General features: G+C 62.1%; 17 protein-coding genes and 2 pseudogenes. 12 read left to right on the forward strand and 7 right to left on the reverse strand.

Translation table 11 applies throughout. From position 1 onward, the window contains the following. Positions 1–30: 30 nt before the first annotated feature. The 3 genes from NKI67_RS03130 to NKI67_RS03140 are packed head-to-tail and all read right to left on the reverse strand — an operon-like array spanning position 31 to position 1684. Positions 31–666 (reverse strand): glutathione S-transferase family protein, encoded by a 636-nt coding sequence (locus NKI67_RS03130; protein ID WP_023674232.1) that lies wholly within the window; start codon positions 664–666, stop codon positions 31–33. Beyond that, on the reverse strand, positions 663–1385 hold the full coding sequence (locus NKI67_RS03135) for a Rieske 2Fe-2S domain-containing protein (RefSeq protein ID WP_023674231.1): 723 nt from the start codon (positions 1383–1385) through the stop codon (positions 663–665). The genes NKI67_RS03130 and NKI67_RS03135 overlap by 4 nt, the downstream gene beginning before the upstream one ends. Continuing rightward, entirely contained in the window at positions 1382–1684 is a 303-nt protein-coding gene (locus NKI67_RS03140; protein ID WP_023674230.1) for a hypothetical protein, read from the reverse strand. The genes NKI67_RS03135 and NKI67_RS03140 overlap by 4 nt, the downstream gene beginning before the upstream one ends. 223 nt (positions 1685–1907) lie before the next feature. Between NKI67_RS03140 and add the strand changes: the two genes are divergently transcribed. The 8 genes from add (at position 1908) to guaD (ending at position 11579) form a co-directional block, all read left to right on the forward strand. Beyond that, positions 1908–2948 carry an adenosine deaminase gene (gene add / locus NKI67_RS03145; RefSeq protein ID WP_023674229.1) on the forward strand — a complete coding sequence of 347 codons (1041 nt, stop codon included), beginning with the start codon at positions 1908–1910 and terminating at the stop codon, positions 2946–2948. 27 nt (positions 2949–2975) lie between these two features. Further along, a complete protein-coding gene (locus NKI67_RS03150) occupies positions 2976–4097 on the forward strand; it encodes a BMP family ABC transporter substrate-binding protein (protein WP_031211089.1) in 1122 nt (373 codons plus the stop codon). A 116-nt stretch (positions 4098–4213) separates the two neighbouring features. Further along, a complete protein-coding gene (locus NKI67_RS03155) occupies positions 4214–5818 on the forward strand; it encodes an ABC transporter ATP-binding protein (RefSeq protein WP_051406067.1) in 1605 nt (534 codons plus the stop codon). Between the two features lie 2 nt (positions 5819–5820). Further along, a complete protein-coding gene (locus NKI67_RS03160) occupies positions 5821–6873 on the forward strand; it encodes an ABC transporter permease (protein WP_023674226.1) in 1053 nt (350 codons plus the stop codon). Between the two features lie 10 nt (positions 6874–6883). After that, positions 6884–7819 (forward strand): ABC transporter permease, encoded by a 936-nt coding sequence (locus tag NKI67_RS03165; RefSeq protein ID WP_023674225.1) that lies wholly within the window; start codon positions 6884–6886, stop codon positions 7817–7819. 7 nt (positions 7820–7826) lie between these two features. After that, positions 7827–9227 carry an 8-oxoguanine deaminase gene (locus tag NKI67_RS03170; protein WP_023674224.1) on the forward strand — a complete coding sequence of 467 codons (1401 nt, stop codon included), beginning with the start codon at positions 7827–7829 and terminating at the stop codon, positions 9225–9227. A 23-nt stretch (positions 9228–9250) separates the two neighbouring features. Then, positions 9251–10114: an aromatic ring-hydroxylating dioxygenase subunit alpha gene (locus tag NKI67_RS03175; protein WP_352644448.1), complete on the forward strand. Its 864-nt coding sequence runs from the start codon at positions 9251–9253 to the stop codon at positions 10112–10114. 100 nt (positions 10115–10214) lie between these two features. Further along, positions 10215–11579, forward strand: coding sequence for a guanine deaminase (gene guaD, locus NKI67_RS03180; RefSeq protein ID WP_352644450.1), 1365 nt, complete (start codon positions 10215–10217; stop codon positions 11577–11579). Positions 11580–11656: 77 nt separating this feature from the next. Here the strand turns inward: guaD and NKI67_RS03185 are convergent, their stop codons facing one another. Continuing rightward, positions 11657–12721, reverse strand: a complete 1065-nt coding sequence (locus NKI67_RS03185) for an alpha/beta fold hydrolase (protein WP_023674221.1) — start codon at positions 12719–12721, stop codon at positions 11657–11659. Positions 12722–13062: 341 nt separating this feature from the next. Beyond that, the gene (locus NKI67_RS03190; RefSeq protein WP_023674220.1) at positions 13063–13647 is read right to left on the reverse strand and encodes a glutathione binding-like protein; all 585 of its coding nucleotides are present in this window, start codon (positions 13645–13647) and stop codon (positions 13063–13065) included. 430 nt (positions 13648–14077) lie between these two features. Here NKI67_RS03190 and petA point away from each other — a divergent pair, with 430 nt between their 5' ends. From petA to NKI67_RS03210, 4 genes and pseudogenes are all read left to right on the forward strand, one after another. After that, positions 14078–14587, forward strand: coding sequence for a ubiquinol-cytochrome c reductase iron-sulfur subunit (gene petA, locus NKI67_RS03195; RefSeq protein ID WP_023674218.1), 510 nt, complete (start codon positions 14078–14080; stop codon positions 14585–14587). A gap of 15 nt (positions 14588–14602) precedes the next feature. Then, positions 14603–15898 (forward strand): cytochrome b, encoded by a 1296-nt coding sequence (locus NKI67_RS03200; RefSeq protein WP_023674217.1) that lies wholly within the window; start codon positions 14603–14605, stop codon positions 15896–15898. Positions 15899–15921: 23 nt separating this feature from the next. After that, on the forward strand, positions 15922–17439 hold the full coding sequence (locus NKI67_RS03205; protein WP_023674216.1) for a mechanosensitive ion channel family protein: 1518 nt from the start codon (positions 15922–15924) through the stop codon (positions 17437–17439). A 26-nt stretch (positions 17440–17465) separates the two neighbouring features. Further along, positions 17466–18192, forward strand: a pseudogene (locus NKI67_RS03210) (pirin family protein). Between the two features lie 67 nt (positions 18193–18259). On the opposite strand, the pseudogene NKI67_RS03215 reads toward NKI67_RS03210, so the two are convergent. Together NKI67_RS03215 and NKI67_RS03220 are read right to left on the reverse strand one after the other, a co-directional pair. After that, positions 18260–18795: pseudogene (locus NKI67_RS03215) on the reverse strand (DUF1810 domain-containing protein). After that, on the reverse strand, positions 18732–19013 hold the full coding sequence (locus NKI67_RS03220) for a GNAT family N-acetyltransferase (protein ID WP_023674211.1): 282 nt from the start codon (positions 19011–19013) through the stop codon (positions 18732–18734). Before NKI67_RS03220 ends, NKI67_RS03215 begins: the two are co-directional and overlap by 64 nt. Between the last annotated feature and the right edge of the window lie 3 nt (positions 19014–19016).

Consider the following 19016-nt stretch of genomic DNA (forward strand, 5'->3'; position numbering starts at 1 on the left):
GCTAGCCTCGTCCTCGTTGAATTTTGGGCGTCAATGGTAATCGGGGATGCCCGGCATGGTCATGAAGCCGGGAAGCGCGCGGAAGCGACGCGCCCAGCGGCGCAGCGCCGGATACTCGTCATGGTCGACGCCGAAATCGCGGCTCAGCGCAAAAGCCGGAAAAAGCGCGATGTCGGCGATGGTCGGGCGGTGCGCAGCGAACCATTCTTTTTTCTCGAAACCCCGCGCGGTCATATGGTCGTCCATGGCGCGGAGCGCTTGCGCGGCACCGGCACGCAACGCAGCCTCGTCGCCGGCGGCACCGAACATGGCATGGCGGCGCGCGGCGCCGGCAACGCCGAGATCGCCGGCAGCAAAGAAAAGCCACTGCATCACTTTGGCGAAATCCGCACCATCCGCCGGCAGCCATGCACCCGTTGAATCGTGGCTGCGCGCCAGATGGGCGATGATGGACTCGGCGCCGAACATCGTCATCTCGTCGTCGCGGAGAATGGGCAGGCTGCCCGCCGGGTTCATGGCCAGGAATGGCGGCGTCTTCTGCTCCGCCCCCGGAAATGCATCGACTGCGACGGTCTGCCATTCCAGGCCAAGCATGGAAAGCGCCAGCCGCACCTTGTAGCAGCTTTCGTCCAGCTCGTAGTTGTATAGCGTGATCCTCGCCATCATGCGGCCCGCGTCGTCGAGGTCGCGCCGGCACGCCCGGTCTCGAGGTGGTGGCGCAGTTCACTCGTCCAAGCGAAGAAATGTTCCTGTCCCTTGCCGGCATATTTTGCCGCCGGTCCGTCAATCACGACATGCAGGGCCGATCGTTTGCCGGTCAGCTCTTGCAGGCCAAGAAGCAGCGTCTCTTCGCCGACCTTCAGGCTGAACAGCGTCCCGCTCAGCGCCTTCAGATCAGCGAGCCCGGATCCGCCGGAGGAAGATGTGGGCGGCATGGCCTGCACGACATCGATCACCATCCCGGCGGAACAGTCGAGATACAGGCTGCGGACCGGCACCACCTCCTCTGGCAAGGCAGGCAGTTCAGGCAATGCTGCTGCCGGGTCCAGCGTCGTCCAGATCATGCCAGCCGCCTCGGCCGTGCTGTAGACCGACACGGTAATGGACGCCGGCACCCTGAGATCGGGGTGGGCCGGAATGTATCGGCACTGGCCGGCCGTGTCGTACTGCCAGCCGTGATAAAGGCAGGCGATATGGTCGCCGCGGACAAAACCGAAGCTCAGCTTCATGCCGCGATGCGGGCAGCGATCCTCCCACACATGCGCTGCGCCGCTGTTGTCGCGCCACACCACCAGTTCGTTTCCGCCAAGGCGGATCCCGGCCGAACTGCCCGGCTCGATCGATCCCGACAGCGCCACTGGGTGCCATCCAGCCTGTATCGTCATCCTGCGTCTTCCTCTCTGGAATATCCCCGAATTTCGGCCCGTTCGCAGTCCATCACCAGACAGTCGATTGGTCCCAGGCTACATGCCATCTCGAAGGCATCGATGAGATCGGGCTGGCCCGAAACCTGGACGACAAAAAAATCGTCCGCGGCTTCGTGCACCAGCAGATCGAGATTGAGCCGAGCGGCACGCCTGTCGGCGAACTCGCTAAAGCTCGACGACACCAGTTGGCCGACGAAGCGCAGGCGCGTTGTTTGAGGCGGAGGCGCAAGGTTCTGCGCTTCCGGTAGGTGCTTCATGCCTATATTTCTCCCGGACTGCACATTTTTTAAGCAGTTTTAGAATGTGTCTAGTTAGGCATCATTTTTTGGCTTGTGCAAGCCCCGTTTCCCTGACATCTGTTGCGTATCAGGTGATCGGACAGTTGGAAAAAACCGCGATTATCGAACAACTCGGCAGCCGTCCGTCGCCCAAGAAAACCAGGTGCGGCTTGGGATTGCCGGTCCGGGCGGGTGAGCGTCGATGTCGTTGTCAAGTTTCATTCAGCTTATACCCAAGGTCGAGTTGCACTTGCACCTCGAGGGTGCCGTCTCCACAGAGACATTCGCCGAGCTGGCGGCGCTAAACGCGGTGTCGCTGCCGGACGGCAGATCGACATCGGAGCTCTACAGCTACGGCAACCTGCTGGATTTCCTGAAGATTTACGATCTGGTTTGCGCCTCGATCAGGACTGCGGACGATTTCTCTCGCATCACCTTCGAGGCACTGGAGCGCTGCGCGAAGGCCGGTGCGCGCTACGTCGAACTGTTCTTCAGCCCGCATGCGCATCTGGCTCATGGCGTGGCCTATTCGACTATGCTCGAAGGCATCCTCGACGGCTTTCACCGCGCAAAGGAGCGCTATGGGCTTATAGCAAAGCTGATACCGGCGCATGCGAAGCCGCTCGGCGCGGCAGGTGGCGAGCGCTTCCTGGACATGGTTCTGGCCGAGCGCCCGGCTGAGGTGATCGGCATCGGCTTCGATTACGACGAACGCCCGAACCCACCGCCGATGTTTGCGCGCATCGTCGAGCGAGCGCGGGCTGCCGGGCTCAATGTCACCAACCATGCGGGCGAGGATGGCCCGGCGGGCTACGTCCGCGACACCATCGACATTCTCGGCCTGGGACGGGTCGACCACGGTTACCATGTCGTCGACGACCCGGCGCTGATGGCACAGTGCAGGGAGATGGGCATCGTCTTCACCTGCTGTCCGAGCACGACGCTGGCCACCACCGTCTGGCGTGACCTTTCCGCGCCCGACCACGCGATCCGCCGCATGATCGAGGCCGGGCTTACCGTGACGATCCACTCCGACGATCCGCCCATGTTCGCCACGACACTCGACCGCGAATACGCGCTGATCGCCGAAAATTTTGCGCTCGGGCCGCCGGCACTGAAGCGGATCGCGCTGGCTGGCCTGTCCGCAGCATGGCTCGACGACGACATCAAGCAGGCATGGCTGGCCGACTGGTCGGCAGAAATCGACCGCCTCATGGAAACCGAACTGTCTCTCCCGAACTGAACACGACACGGAACAAAGGACCGAAGCATGATCGACCTGCGCAATCTCTCCCGCCGAGGCTTCCTCAACATGGGCGCCGCAGCCGGCGCCTCGCTGCTCCTGCCGAAATCCGGCCTTATCACGCCCGCCCATGCACAGACGCCGCTCGCCGCCGTCGCCGAGGAAAACGCGGTCATCGCCTTCGGCCACACCGGTCCGGTGACCGATGAAGGCTGGACCTGGAGCCACGACCAGGGCATGAAGGCCGTGCAGGAAGCGTTCCCGAAGCTGAAGACGCTGTTCGTCGAAAGCATCCCCTATTCGGCCGACGCGACCCGCACCTTCCGCCAGTTCGTCTCGGAAGGTGCCAACATGGTGTTTGCCACCTCCAACTATGGCGACTTCCTCTACGACGTGGCCAAGCGTTCGCCGGACGTCGCCTTCTATGAATGCGATGGCCGCAACCCGCTCGAAAATCTCTCGACCTACTATCTCGCCCATTGGTACCCGACCTACGTCACCGGTGTCGCCGCGGGCCTGATGAGCAAGAGCGGCAAGCTCGGCTACGTCGCCTCCTTCCCTGTTCCGTCGGTCTTTTCCGGCACCAATGCCTTCCTGATGGGCGCCCGTTCGGTCAATCCCAACGCCACGATGCAGACCATCGTCATCAATTCGTGGTTCGATCCGCAGGCTGCCACCCAGGCCGGCACCGCACTCATCGACAACGGCGCCGACCTTCTGTTCGGCATCATGGACGAAGCAGGCTATCTGCAGGTGGCCGAGCAGCGCGGCGCGAAGGCCGTGATGTGGAATACCGACATCCGCCGCTATGGGCCGAAGGCCTACGTCTCCTCGATCGCCATCGACTTCAAGAAATTCTATGTCGACCAGGTGCGCCTGCGCCTCGAAGGCAAGTGGACGCCCTCGCAGACCATCCTGCCGATGGGCGGCGGTATCGACCGCGATGCCTGGGGCGAGACGGTGCCCACCGAGGTCGCAAAGCAGGCCGATGCCGTGCGCGACAAGATTCTCGGCGGCTGGAGCCCGTTCGAGGGCGAGATCAAGGACACCAAGGGCAACGTCAAGGTGGCTGCCGGCCATCGCATGACCGAAGAGGAACTCTACAACTGGGATTGGTCGATCGAAGGCGTCAGCGGCCTCCAAGCGTGATCCCGAAAGATTGCAGAGTTTTCGGATAGACTATGCGGGCAGAAGGCAAAGAGCTAAGCGGGATGAATGATTTTGTTCCAGTTCATCATGCTTCGAGTGAGCACCGCTACGGCGGCATGGAGGTGCCGTCCACCTCCCCGGGGCGTTACGAGCCTGGCTCCGGCGCGCCGCCGCTCGTGCTGCTCAAGGGCATCAGCAAATATTTCCCCGGCGTCGTTGCCAACCAGGATGTCGACCTGGACGTGATGCCGGGGGAGATCCACGCCTTGCTCGGCGAGAATGGCGCCGGCAAGTCGACCTTGATGAACATCCTCACCGGCATCTATCAGCCGGATGCCGGTGAGATCGTCGTCGACGGCTATGCCAAACGTTTCGCATCTCCAGTCGATGCGATCTCCGCCGGTATTGGTATGGTCCACCAGCATTTCAAGCTGGTGACCGCCTTCACGGTCGCCGAGAATATTCATCTCGGCTGGTCCGAAACGCCCAAGCGTATTGGCTCGTCGGTGCTCGAGGCGCGGACTGCCGCACTGGCCGAGAAGCTGAACCTCGCGGTACGGCCATCCGCGCGCGTCGCCGATCTTTCGACCGGCGAGCAGCAGCGCGTGGAAATCCTACGCGTGCTCGCGCGCAACGCTCGCGTTCTGATCCTCGACGAGCCGACTGCAGTGCTTACTCCGGCGGAAGCGCGCGAGCTCTTCAAGGCGCTCAAGCAGTTCGTGTCCCGGGGCAATGCGGTGGTCTTCATCAGCCACAAGCTCGACGAGGTGCTGGAGATATCCGACCGCATCACCGTGCTGCGCGGCGGCCGCAAGGTGGCCACCGAAAAGACTGCGGACTGCGGCGAGAAGATGCTGGCGCGCCTGATGGTTGGCCGTGAGATCGTGCTTAGCAATCTGCGTGCCAGGCAGCCAGGCGCGGCCGGCATCTCCGCCGAGCCGGTGCTCAGCCTCAAATCTGTCGTCGCGCGTGACGACGTGGGCGGCATCCTTCTCGACGAGGTTTCGCTCGACATCCATGCCGGCGAGATTGTCGGCATCGCCGGTGTGGCCGGCAACGGCCAGAAGGAGCTGACCCAGGCCGTCACCGGCTTACGGCTGATCCATTCCGGCCAGATACTGCTCGGCGGAAAGGACGTCACGACCGCCGGCGCGGTCGATTACGCGAAGTTCGGCGTCGGCCACATTCCCGAAGACCGGCTGCACAGCGGCCTGGCGCCGGCGCTTTCAATCACCGACAACGCCATAATCCGCGAATATGCGACGGCGCCTGTTTCAAAAGGCTTCGTGTTCCGACCGCGCCTTGCGGCTGCTCTCGCACGCACGATCGCCGAAGCGGCATCCGTTGCGGTGCCCGATTTCGGCATGCCCATGCGCAACCTTTCCGGCGGTAATCAGCAGCGCCTCGTCGCACGCCGCGAGATGCGCATCGCAAGCAAGGTTCTGATCGCCGCCTATCCGAGCCGCGGCCTCGATGTCGGAGCGATCAACACGATGATGCACTACCTCGTCGAATTGCGCGATGCCGGCGTCGGTGTGCTCTTCATTTCCGAGGAGCTGGAAGAGCTGTTCAACCTGTCGGATCGCATCGCCGTGATGTTCCATGGCAAGATCATGGGCGCGGTGGAGACTGCCTCCACCGACATCGAGGAAATCGGCCTGATGATGGGCGGGCAGATGCGGTCCAGTGCTGGCGCCCAGGCCGCTGCCGGGAAGCACTGACCTTGGCGATCAAGTTTCAGCGCGTTCCATCCGCGCAGCCCTCCGTTGCCTTTGCGGCACGTGCCCTGGCGATCGTGCTGGCGCTGGGGGTCGCCGGCCTGGTTCTGGCCGCTCGCGGCAATGCTCCCGTCGAACTCGCCTGGGAGGTGCTCAGCTCGACTTTTGGCTCGAGCTTCGGGCTGGAAGACGTCGGACTTCTGGTCACTCCCCTGATCCTGACCGGCCTGTCGGTCTGGGTAGCGCTGAGAATCGGCGCCTGGAACATCGGCGCGGAGGGCCAATTCTATGCCGGCGCCTTCAGCGCCACGGCGGTCGCGCTGTTCATTCCCGGCCCGACCTGGCTGATCCTGCCTGTTATGTTCACCGCTGGCGCGCTCGGCGGGCTGCTCTGGATACTGGTGCCGACGCTGGCGCGCGCCTACGCCGATGTCAGCGAACTCATCACCACCCTGCTTCTGAATTTCGTGGCGACGCTGATGGTTTATTACGTCGCCACCGGCCCATGGCTCGACCCGAGCGGCCATGCGCTCGCGACCACCGCACGTCTGCCGCATGACGTGCCTGAATTCTGGGGTATCGTGCACTACGGTTTCCCGCTGGCGATCCTGCTCACCTTTGTCATCGCAGGACTGCTCAACTACACGCGCTGGGGCTACGAGGTAAGGATCGCTGGGTCGAATCCAAGCGCGGCGCTTTATGCGGGCATGCCGTTCCGCCGCCGCCTGATCGTCATCCTGCTGATGTCGGGAGCGATCGCCGGCATCGCCGGTATGCTGGAAGTAGCTGGCACGGTGCATCGCCTGCAGGGCGGCATCTCCAACAATTTCGGCTATCTCGGCATCATGGTCGCGGTGCTGGCGCGCGGTTCCTCACTTGGCGTGCTCGCAGGCGCGGCTTTGATGGGCGTCATCCTGAATTCGGGCATCATCCTGCAGACGCAAGGCATCACCGTCTCGGCCGTGCTCGCCATCACCGGACTGATCCTGTTCTTCACGGCGATCGGCAACGAACTCGCTCACTACCGCATCACGCGGACCGAACCGGCCGCGAGCTGAGGAAACACCCATGGACATGATCGCCGGACTGATCCAGACCTCCATTCTCGCCGGCGGCGTGCTGGCGCTGGCGGCGCTGGGCGAGACGCTCTCCGAGCGCGCCGGCGTCGTCAATCTCGGCGTCGAAGGGCTTATGGCGCTCGGTGCAATCACTGGCATCGCGGTCGTCGTCGCCACGCCGCACCCTATGCTCGGCTTCGTCCTTGCGCTTGCCGTCGGTTTCCTCGTTGGCTGCGTCTTCGCTCTTGGCACCGTCGTCGTCAAAGCGAACCAGGTGTTGTGCGGCCTGGCGCTGACGCTGATGGGCACCGGCATGGCCGCAACGATCGGTCGCGCCTATTCCGGCATGCCGGCGCCGGCGACCTTCGCGCCGATCGCTATTCCCTATCTTAGCGACATCCCGCTGCTCGGTCGCGCGATCTTCACGCAGAACATCCTTGTCTACCTGATCTACATCGTCCTGCCGGTTGTGCTGCACTACATCATGTTCCGCACGCGCCACGGGCTGAACATGCGCGCGGTGGGCGAAAACCCCGCGGCAGCCGACGCCGCCGGCATTTCGGTGCAAAGCATCCGCTTCTGGTATGTCGCCGCGGGCTCGGCGCTGGCGGCCGGCGCCGGCGCTTACCTCACGCTTGCCTTCGTTCCCTCCTGGTCGGAAGGCGTCGTGGCCGGCCGCGGCTGGATTGCCGTCTCTCTCGTCATCTTCGCAGGCTACCGGCCCCTCAACGCCGTGCTGGCCGCTCTGCTGTTCGGTCTCATCACCTCTCTCGGCTTCGTCGGCCAAGCACGCAACTGGCCGATCGCGGCGCCGATCCTGTCGATGCTGCCCTATCTCGGCACGATCGCCCTGATCATCGTGCCGGTGCTTGCCTGGCAGCGCATGCGCCGGGTAATGGCCGCGCCGGCTGCTCTCGGCGAACCCTATTTCCGCGACATGCGTTGAGACCATCATGCCCCGCCTGCTTGTCAAGAACATCGATCTGCTCGCCACCTTCGATGGTACGCGCCGCGAGATTTCCGACGGCGCCTTGTTGATCGACGACAACGTCATCGAAGCGGTCGGCACCACCGCGGAACTCAGTGCCTCCAGTGCCGACGAGGTGCTCGACCTATCGGGCCATGTGGTCATGCCGGGCATGGTGAACACGCATCATCATATGTACCAGAATCTCACCCGTGTGATGGCTCAGAACGACGAGCTGCTTGTCTGGCTGAAGACGCTCTATCCGATCTGGGCCGAGCTCGACGACGATGCCATAGGCGTCTCGGCGCGCGTAGCGATGGCCGAGCTCATCCATTCGGGCTGCACGACCAGCTCCGATCACCTCTACATCTTGCCCAACAATTGCACGCTCGACGCGACGATCGGTGCGGCCCGCGATATCGGTCTGCGTTTCCACGCTGCGCGTGGAGCCATGTCGCGCGGCGAAAGCCAGGGCGGCTTGCCGCCGGATCGCTGCGTCGAAAAGGAAGAGGATATCCTGAAGGATGCCGAACGGCTGATCGGCAGCTATCACGACGCGTCGCGACATTCGATGAGCCGAATCATCCTGGCTCCTTGCTCGCCGTTCTCGGTGACTCCGGAGTTGATGCGCGATGCGGCATCGCTGGCGCGCAGCCACAAGGGCGTGAACCTGCATTCGCACCTTGCCGAAGAGCTTTTCGAGGAGAAGTACTGCCTCGAAATCTATGGCAAGCGGCCGGTCGAGTTCGCCGAATCCGTCGGCTGGCTCGGTGACGACGTCTGGTTCGCCCACTCGATTTTCATGACCAGCGACGAGATCGACCGCTTCGCCGAAACCGGCACCGGGGTCGCCCATTGCCCGTCGGCTAACATGCGCTGCGGCCAGGGCATCGCGAAGATCCGCGAGATGCTCGACAAGGGCGTGAAGGTCGGCCTTGGCGTCGACGGCTCGGCCTCGAACGACACGTCGAACCTGTTCATGGAAGCGCGGCTGGCGCTGATGCTTCAGCGTGTCGCGCCGCACCACTACCTCTCCGAAAAGCCCGGCGGCCGCGGCGGTTTCGGCGGCACGCCGACGGCGCTGTCCGCGCGCGAGGCCCTCGAAATGGCGACGCGCGGCGGCGCTGCCCTGCTCGGTCGCAATGACATCGGCCATCTCGCGCCCGGCATGTGCGCCGACTTCATCGCGGTCAAACGCAGCCAACTCGGCCTTTCCGGCACCGAGCGCGACCCGCTCGCCGCGCTGGTGCTTTGCGGACCCTTCAAGGTCGACTATTCCTACATCAACGGCCGGCAGATTATCGCGAGAGGTGACTTCGCCTCTTTCGATGTCGAGGCGGCGATGGCCGACCACCGGGCTGTGATGGACCGCATCTATCGGCAGTGAGATAGCACAGGAAGGACGCAACAATGACCATTAAGCGAGCTGCGGAGCAGGCGGCCCTCGATCAATGGTATTGCATTGACGCGCTGAACGAGATTCCGGTCGGCACGATGGCGAACCGGCTTCTGGGCATCGATCTGTTGGTAGCCCGCGATACGGCAGGCGCGGTCAATGTGTCGCGTGCCGGCGACGGCAGCCAAGTCCCGGCCAGGGAACGCTACGGCTATCTATGGATCACGCTCGGCATGCCGGCCGGCGATGTGCTGTCGATCCCGGAGGCCTATGAGGACGATCGCCGGCCTGTCGTTTGCGGAGCGATCGCGGTAAAGGCGTCCGGCCTGCGCATCGTCGAGAATTTCCTCGACATGGCGCATTTCCCCTTCGTCCATACCGACATATTGGGCGCCGAGCCGCACACGGAAGTGCGGCATTACACAACCGAAATCCGCCGCGACGTGGATGAGGTGTGGGCGACCAACTGCGAATTCTTCCAGCCGCAGGCGGCACTCTCGGCGACCGGCGGCATCATGACCCAATACATGTACCGGGTCGCCAATCCTTTCGCGGTGATGCTCTACAAGACCTGCCCCAACGCGGCTACCCGGTGGGACGTGATCTGTCTGTTCGTGCAGCCCCTCGATCCGGACCGCTGCCGCGCGCACCCCGTCATGTTCCTGATCGACGACGTATCGACCACGACCGAACTTGTGCAGTTCCAGCAGCTTATCTTCCTGCAGGACCGCATCATCCTGGAGAACCAACGGCCACTTCTTTTGCCGCTCGAGCCGCGCGCGGAAATCCCGATGCGGGCCGACGGCTCGTCGATCGCCTATCGCCGCTGGCTGAAGGAGAAGGGCATCACCTACGGCACGACGGCGCAAGCCGCATGAGCGGCAGCCCTTCCGCTATTGTCATCGGCATCGACGGACGGGCAATCGCGCTCTGGCGCTTCGCGACGGCAGTGCGTAGCTGTTCTTCGGCGGAGGACAGGTGAGCGACCTGAGCGGCAAGACGCTTCTGGCCAGCGGCTTTCACGCTCCGGAGCGCGGGCTCGTGGAAGAGTTGCGCCATGCCCTGATCGCAATCGATCAATCAGGCATCATCGCCTCGGTGCTGCATCCGCATGATGCCGGCTATGACGAGGCGCTGGAGGCCGCGCGCCGAACCGGTTCGCTGGCGACCTTGCCGGCGCAGAGTTATCTGCTGCCCGGCTTCGTCGATCTTCACGTGCACGCGCCACAATATCCGCAGCTCGGCCGGGCTCTGGACGTGCCGCTCGAGGCCTGGCTCCACAAACACACGTTTCCCCTGGAGGCGCGCTACGCCGATCTCGCCTTCGCGCGGCGCAGCTACGGCCTGCTGGTCGACGACCTGATCGCTAACGGCACGACCACAGCGCTCTACTTCGCAACCATCCACCAGGACGCGACAAGGCTGCTCGTCGACATTTGCCTCGAACGCGGGCAACGTGCGCTGGTCGGCAAAGTGGCGATGGACAATCCCGATGAGTGCCCGGCCTATTATCGCGATACCTCGGCGGACGAAGCCATCGATGGCACGCGCGCTCTGATCGACTACGTGCATGGGCATCCAGACAATGCCACGGGACGGGTAAAGCCGGTCATTACGCCGCGCTTCATCCCCTCCTGTACCGACGCCGCCCTCGAAGGGCTCGGCACGCTTGCGCAGGAATGCGGCTGCCATGTGCAGACGCATTGCTCGGAGAGCGACTGGGCGCATGGCTACGTGCTGCAGCGCCACGGGATCAGCGACACGTCTAGCCTTGATCGCTTTGGCCTGCTGCGCGCCGGCAGCGTGCTCGCGCACGCCAATTTCATTACGCTTGCCGACATGGAGACGATCCGCGTGCGCAAGGCGGCCGTGGCGCACTGCGCCGTCTCCAACGCCTACTTCGCAGGCGCCGTGTTCCCGTTGAGGGCGGCCCTCGAGAAGGGTGTCAAGGTCGGGCTCGGCACCGACATTTCCGGGGGACCGAGCGCCTCGATGTTCGATGCGATGCGCGCGACGGTCATGTCGTCGCGCATGCTGGAAACCGGCACCGACCCGGCGCTAGCGGCCGAGACGCGCGGCACGGCCGGAACAGCACGCGTCGACTTTCGCGAGTCCTTCCACCTGGCGACGGCAGGCGGTGGCGCGGCACTCGGCTTGCCTGTGGGGCGATTCTCGCCTGGCTACCATTTCGATGCGATCCTGGTCGACACCGCCGCGCCCAGAGGCACAATTCACCTGTGGGACGAACTCGACGGCGACGGCATCCTTCAGAAGATCGTCTACTCCGCTTCCAGGGCCAACATCGCGTCGGTCTGGGTCGGCGGGAGAGCTGTTCTCGCCTAAGCGGACGGGAGGCTGTGCCGAGAACCAGGAATCTTCCCGTGTTATTCCTTACGGTCGGGGCACGTCATGGATTTTGATCAGTATTCGCCGACGTCGATAACAGCCTGGGCAAAGGCTTGCGGGGCTTCTTGAGGCAAGTTGTGGCCGATACCGCCGGTGATGATCCGGTGCGTGTATCTGCCCGAGAATTTCTTGGCGTAGGAACTGCTGTCGGGATGGGGTGCGCCATTGGCATCACCCTCAAGGGTAATGGTCGGCACTGTGATCACGGGAGCTTCGGCCAGCCGGTTTTCCAGAACGTCATATTCCGGCTCGCCCTGTGCCAGCCCGAGCCTCCAGCGGTAATTGTGAATGACGATGCTGACGTGATCGGGGTTGTCCAGTGCTGCGGCGCTGCGCTGGAAGATGTCATCGTCGAAATCCCACTGCGGCGAAGCGAGTTGCCAGATGAGTTTGGCGAAATCGCGCGTGTATTTCTCGTAGCCGGCGCGGCCGCGATCCGTGGCGAAGTAATACTGATACCACCATTGAAGCTCCGTCTCCGGTGGCAGCGGCACCATGCCGACCTGCTGATTTCCTATGAGATAGCCGCTCACCGAGACGATCGCCTTGCAACGCTCAGGCCAGAGCGCGGCAACGACATTGGCCGTTCGAGCGCCCCAGTCGCAGCCGGCGATCGTGGCCTTTTCGATCCCCAGCGCATCCATCAGGGCGATCGTATCCACGGCGAGCGCCGACTGCTGGCCGTTGCGCATCGTCTCGTCCGACAGGAAGCGCGTAGTGCCGTAGCCGCGCAGGTAGGGCACAATCACGCGGTACCCCTTTGCGGCAAGCAGGGAAGCGACATCGGCGTAGGTGTGAATGTCATAAGGCCAGCCATGAAGCAGGATCACTGGGGCACCTTCGGCGGGCCCCAGCTCCGCATATCCGACGCTCAGATTTCCGGCATTGACCTGCCCGAGCGAGCCGAATGATTTCTGCGTGGTTTGCGTAGCAGATGCCCTCGCCTCGACCGTCCTAGCGGCTGCCGCCTTTGCCGGCACGCTCAAGCCGAGTTCGGTGGCGGCGAACGTCACTGCCGCAGCACCAACAATGCGTCGGCGGCGATGATCGACCGTCTCGGGACCCTTACTCGCATTCATGATGAAGCCTCTGTAATGACCAACAAGCAGGAACGACCGGACCCGCCCGCCTCATCGGCCGACCGGAAATGTTGCCTATTTCGATGGTGACTGCGGGCGGCGGACCAACCATTGTAACCACTCGGCCAGGAGGCAGTGCGGCGAACTCTGATTGAATGCCGGTCAGGTCAAGCGTTTCCTCGATTTCCCTCCTCAGAAATTCGAGACTTAGGCCGTCGCCGCGCTTGGAAGCGGCTGGATGTAGCATCCGAAGGAACGGCAGCATGAGAATGACTCCTGATCTTCTGTTTGGGCGAGAGGACATGTTGCATCTGATCTTATGCTCGAAGTCGCCCTCGGCTTCAGACGAGGCCCTCGCGATCCATTGCGATGCGCACGGCCGGTCGGGCAGCCATTCGGACGCGAAGGGCTTGCAAAGGCGCGGGAACAGGGACGTGGAAGCGGGCCGCCCAAAGCAGCATCACGAAAAGATAAAAATCCGCGACGCCGGGTTTGTCGCCGAACAGATAGTCGGTCTCGAGCCCGTCAGCGAAGAACTCGAGTTGGCTCGTAATCGTCGCGCTCGCCCTGGCCTTTTCGGCAGCGCTGCTTTGGTGCCACATCGGCTTGAAGCTTCGGTGTATTTCAGTTGAGACATAGGTCAGCGCTTCGAGAAGGCGGGTACGGCCCAACGGCCCCGCCACTCCCAGTGGCGGGTATTGCGACGCAATCCAGTCGAGGACCGCGATATTTTCCGTCAGCGTTTCGCCGCTATCCAGCACGAGGGCTGGAACATAGCCCTTGCGCGTGACGGTTGTGAAATCATCCCCGGAGCCTGTCCGTTTGGGCTTGAGGTTCACACTTTCGCGCTCGAAGGAAACACCGGCCTCTTCCAGAGCGATGTGGTCCGCCAGGCTGCAGGCGAGAGGGCTGTAGTAGAGTTTCACCGCTTTTCCCTTTTCTAAACCCGATTGAATCCCGCAATTGGTCGTCGCCGAGCGAAAAACCTGCCCCGCGCCACGCGAGACAACCGCTCCAGAAACTCGCACTTGGCGGAGACGACGACTACGACACCGACAGCTAGACGTGCCTATGCCGAGGTATGGTCGGGGTGAAGTTCTGGATCGCCGTGCGCAATGCTGGGACGTATGCCAGCTCAGCGGCCAACGGTTATCTGGAGGAATCCAGAACCTTCCATGATGGCAACATCGCCGGCCCGGCCAGTCCTTCGCTCAGGAAATCCTAAACGAAAGTATTGGACGCACGTGCCGTTGGCACGATGGCTCACACCGGCCTCGGCCGGCATATTCCGCGCGGCACGAGCAGACTGGAAACGCGAAAGCCGTGGTCTGCTTTTGCTCGATTGCCACCAACGCGATGACGCAGCTTCCGACAATAGGAGTCGCCATCATGGCCGACCTTTCCGAAACCTCCACAGCCGAGCACACATTGCGCGTCGAAGCGCCCGCCGCGATCGAGGTCGACGTCTCCTCGCTGACGCCGGGAACGTCGCTGATCGTCGACTGGCACGGCAAGCCGGTGGTCGTGCGCAACCGCACCGAAAAAGAGAGGAAGGACGGCCAGGCAGTCAGTCTCGCCGAGCTCAAGGATCCAATTGCCCGCAACGCCAATCTGCCGGCCGATGCGCCGGCAACCGACGCCAATCGAACTATGCCGGGCAAGGAAGCCTGGGTGGTGATGATCCAGGTCTGCACCCATCTCGGCTGCATCCCGCATGGTCAGGAAGGCGATTTCGACGGCTGGTTCTGCCCCTGCCATGGTTCGCAATACGACACCGCCGGCCGCGTCCGGAAGGGGCCGGCACCCGAGAACATGGCGGTACCGGTGTTCCAATTCGTTTCCGACACCAAGATCCGTATCGGCTGAGGCAAGGGCATTTCGATGAGCGGCGACAAACACTCGACCTATACGCCCAAAACCAGAATCGAACGTTGGTTCGACGCCCGCCTGCCGCTGCCGCGGCTGGTCTATGACAGCTTCATCGTCTATCCCGTCCCGCGCAACCTGAACTACGCCTATACGTTCGGCGGCATTCTCACGATCATGCTGGTTTCACAGATCCTGACCGGCATCGTGCTGGCGATGCATTACGCTCCTGATACGGGGCTGGCCTTCAACTCGGTCGAGCAGATCATGCGCGACGTGAATTCGGGCTGGCTGCTGCGCTATCTCCATTCCAACGGCGCGTCGTTCTTCTTCATTGCCGTCTACATCCACATCTGCCGCGGACTCTACTATGGTTCGTACAAGGCGCCGCGTGAGCTGCTGTGGGTGCTCGGTTGCACCAATCTCCTGCTGATGATGGCGACGGCCTTCATGGGTTACGTGCTGCCTTGGGGGCAGATGTCGTTCTGGGGCGCTACTGTCATCACCAGCTTCTTCACCGCAGTCCCACTGATCGGCGACTGGCTCCAGCAGCTTTTGCTCGGCGGCTTCGCGGTCGATAATCCGACGCTGAACCGCTTCTTTGCGCTGCATTACCTGCTGCCATTTGTGCTTGCGGGTGTGGTGACCTTGCACATATGGGCGCTTCACGTCGTCGGCCAGAACAATCCGACCGGCATCGAGTTCAAATCGAAAACTGATGTCGTGGACTTCACGCCCTATGCCACCGTCAAAGATGCCTTCGGCATCCTCGTGTTCCTGTTCTTCTTCGCCTATTTCGTTTTCTACCTGCCGAACTACCTCGGCCATCCCGACAATAGCAGCATCGCCAATCCGCTGAAGACGCCGGCCCACATCGTGCCGGAATGGTACTTCCTGCCGTTTTACGCGATCCTGCGGGCCATCACCTTCAATATCGGGCCCATCGATTCCAAGCTCGGCGGCGTGCTCGCGATGTTCGGCTCGATCGCGGTGCTGTTCCTGGTGCCGTGGCTCGACACCTCGAGGGTACGCTCGGCGGTCTATCGGCCCTGGTACAGGGTGCTCTTCTGGCTGTTCGTTGCCAATGCTCTCTTTCTCGGTTGGCTCGGCTCCCGGCCGGCGGAAGGCGCATACGTCGTCATGTCCCAACTGGCGACGCTTTACTATTTTGCGTTCTTCATCATCGCCATGCCGGTGCTCGGGCTGATCGAAAAGCCGCGACGGCTGCCGAATTCGATCACCGAAGCAGTTCTCGAAAAAGACAAGGCCAGCGGCAGAGGCCCGATCGCCGGGCCGGAGACCAAACATTGAACTTGGCATCGCGGTGATCGTTCATGAGCTGGTGGAACTCTCCTCTGGTCTACCTCGTGTTGCTCGGCCTCGCCGGGATCGTCGTTTGGTCCCTCATCCCCAGACGCTTCGCCAATGCGAAGCTGCTCGTCCAACTCGGCTTTTTCCTCGCGATGTCGGCCATGGTTCTCCACCTGCGCGTCGTGCCATACGAGGCCGCAGGAGACAACGAGACAACCGGAGGAGCGATCCTCATCGGCTCGGTCAAGCTGCTCTGGTGGGTTCACCTTGCCTGGGCGCTGATCGGATTTGTCCGTATCTATCTCGTCTTTGAGCGAAAGCCGCGCGAGGCACGTCTCCTGCAGGACGTCGTGGTCGGTGTCGTCTACGCTGGAATGTTCCTGTCGATCCTGGCGTTTGTCTTTGCAGTGCCGGTCGGAACGCTCATTGCCACGTCGGGCGTCTTTGCCGTCATCCTGGGACTGGCGCTCCAGAATACGCTTGGTGACGTATTTTCGGCGATCGCGCTAAACCTCGGCCGCCCTTACGTGCTTGGAAACTGGATCATTCTGGGCGACGGAACCGAAGGCCGCGTTGTCGAGACCAATTGGCGGTCGACTCAACTCCTGACCCCGACCCACAATGTCGTCGCGCTGCCAAACAGCCTTCTCGCCAAGATCGGGGTAACAAATTTAAGCGGTCCGGACGAGAGCCATGGACTTGCCGTAACCGTCAAGGTGGTGCCAACGACGACGCCGGCGATCATCGTAGACCTCATGCGCACTGTCTTGCTGAGCTGCAATTCAATCCTCCAGGAGCCTTCGCCTTCGGTCACCATCAGAAGCCTGGATGCCGCAGCTATCGAGATCGAGTTGTTTTTTCGCGTCGCAAGTATCGACCAGCGAAGTGCCGCTCGGAACGAAATCTTCGATCTCATTTATCGCCATTCAAAGTCGACCGGCATGCTGCTGGCGGAGCCATTTTCGGGCTCGATTGCCATGACCAACCGGCCGGGCCACGAGACGGCGGCCTCCCAAGGCTTCACCCCGATCGAACTCATCAATTCCATACCGGTATTCTCGGCGCTAACGGATACCGAGCAGGAGTCGCTCGCCAAAGCGGCCTCGGTTCGCACCTACCATAAGGGCGAAATCATCGCACGACAGGGAGAGATGCTGCCGTCGCTCATGATCGTACGGACGGGAGTCATCGTCCGGCAAATTGGCGAGGGCGATGATCAACTGCAGGAGATCGGCCGGCTTGCACCTGGCGATTTCTTCGGCGAGACCGGCTTGCTCGCGGGCATTGGCGAGATGTCAAGTTTGCGGGCAATGACCCCCATCACGGTTTACGAGATAGACCAGGAAAGCTTTGCGCCGCTGCTGCACGACAGGCCCGAAATGGCCGAAGATCTTGCCGCGACCCTGTCGATGAGGGTGTCGGCTTTTAATGAAAGCGGCATCGCCGGACAGCACCACGCGGGCTCCAAATTCGCGCTCCTCAAAGCCATTCAGACAGTCTTTCGCGCCGCTCCGTTCAAGCGCGTTCGGGCACCTGGCTGATAAGGCATGCAGAAGGACAGAGATCCATGACCATCCGCCAAAGCGATATCACAGGCATCGATACACTCATCCAGCCGGCTATCCGTGATTTTGCGGACGGACTGAAGATAAGGCGCGTATTGCCGTCCTCGAATCGCCTGATGATCCGGCCCTTCATCCTGTTCGACCATTTCGGCCCCACTATGTTCGACGCAGGTCACGGTTTCGATATGGGACCACATCCGCATATCGGCATTGCGGCCGTGACCTACCTGATCGATGGCGAGATCGTCCATCGCGACAATTTGGGTAAAGTGCAGACCATCCGTCCTGGCGAGGCCAACTGGATGACGGCCGGGTCGGGCATCGTCCATTCCGAGCGCACGCCACCGGACGTTCTCCGACATGGTCTATGCCGAAATTGTGCTCACGAGCGGTGCGCGCTACCAGGTGAAACCCGAACACCGTGAGCGTGCGATCCACATCGTCGCCGGTGAGGTTGGAATTGCCGGCCAGCTCGGTACGTTTCATGAGGCCGAATTAGTAGCTCTGGCGCCCGGCGCTGAGATTGTGCTCCAGGCGCCTGCCTTCCATGCGGCGAGACTGATGCTGATAGGAGGTGAGCCCCTGGCCGAGCCACGTCATATCTATTGGAACTTCGTCTCCTCTTCAGCCGAACGGATCGAGCAGGCAAAGGCGGATTGGCGCGAACGCCGCTTCCCCGGCGTGCCGGGAGAGCACGAGCTCATGCCTCTGCCAGATGGCAGCGTGTGAGGGATAAGGCAGCGGATGGTGACCTCAGCGCCGCGACAGCTTTACGCCGGGTGGCGCAGGCAGACCACTACGACATCAAGTAGAGATCGTTCATCGTTTCCTCATCGAGCAAACCGTCGAACCAGACGTCGAAGATTGTCTCGAGCAGGAACTCGTCGTTGCTTGCTTCGGAAAACAGCGTGAGGGACGCGTGCAACTTCTTCGCATCACCGTCACCGAAGACAGCGCGAGCGCTTAGGCCGGAGAGCCGTTGCAGGGTGCCAACGCATTCCCGATAACGGCCTCCGAGGATCGGAATGACAGATAGGCGCTGGCTTCGTCGAGCGATGTGATTGCATATGGCTCAGGCGCTGCACCACTTCGCCTTGTGGCCAACCTTGGGAAGATGAACTCCATATAGGGAGTGCACATCATCCCTCGACGTAGAATGGCCAGCGCGTCGTCGTAGACCGGATCCTGTGCGCTGACGAACCTCTGCAAATCATACTCGTCAGGCATTTGGATAGATCCTTGGGAAACCCTCAACATTGGTGCCCTGACTAGCCGTCGACGACATCTGCATAGTCCGGGTGCTTGGCGAAAAAGCGGCTCATGAAGGGACATTTCAAGATCGCTTTACGGCCGGTTTTGCGGAGCAGTTCGAAGGTCCCTTGGGCCAATCGCGACGCGATCCCTTGTCCGGAAAATTCCGACGGGACTTCGGTGTGTATCAGCGCGACCTGCCCGCCCTCGAGCCGATAGTAGGCCGCCGCAAACATATCGCCGGCGATCGGCAGCTCGAAACGGTGCTGTTGGACGTTTTCAACGACTTGTGCATCCATCTC

This window comes from Mesorhizobium sp. M0408, from assembly GCF_040321495.1.
Taxonomy (GTDB): domain Bacteria; phylum Pseudomonadota; class Alphaproteobacteria; order Rhizobiales; family Rhizobiaceae; genus Mesorhizobium.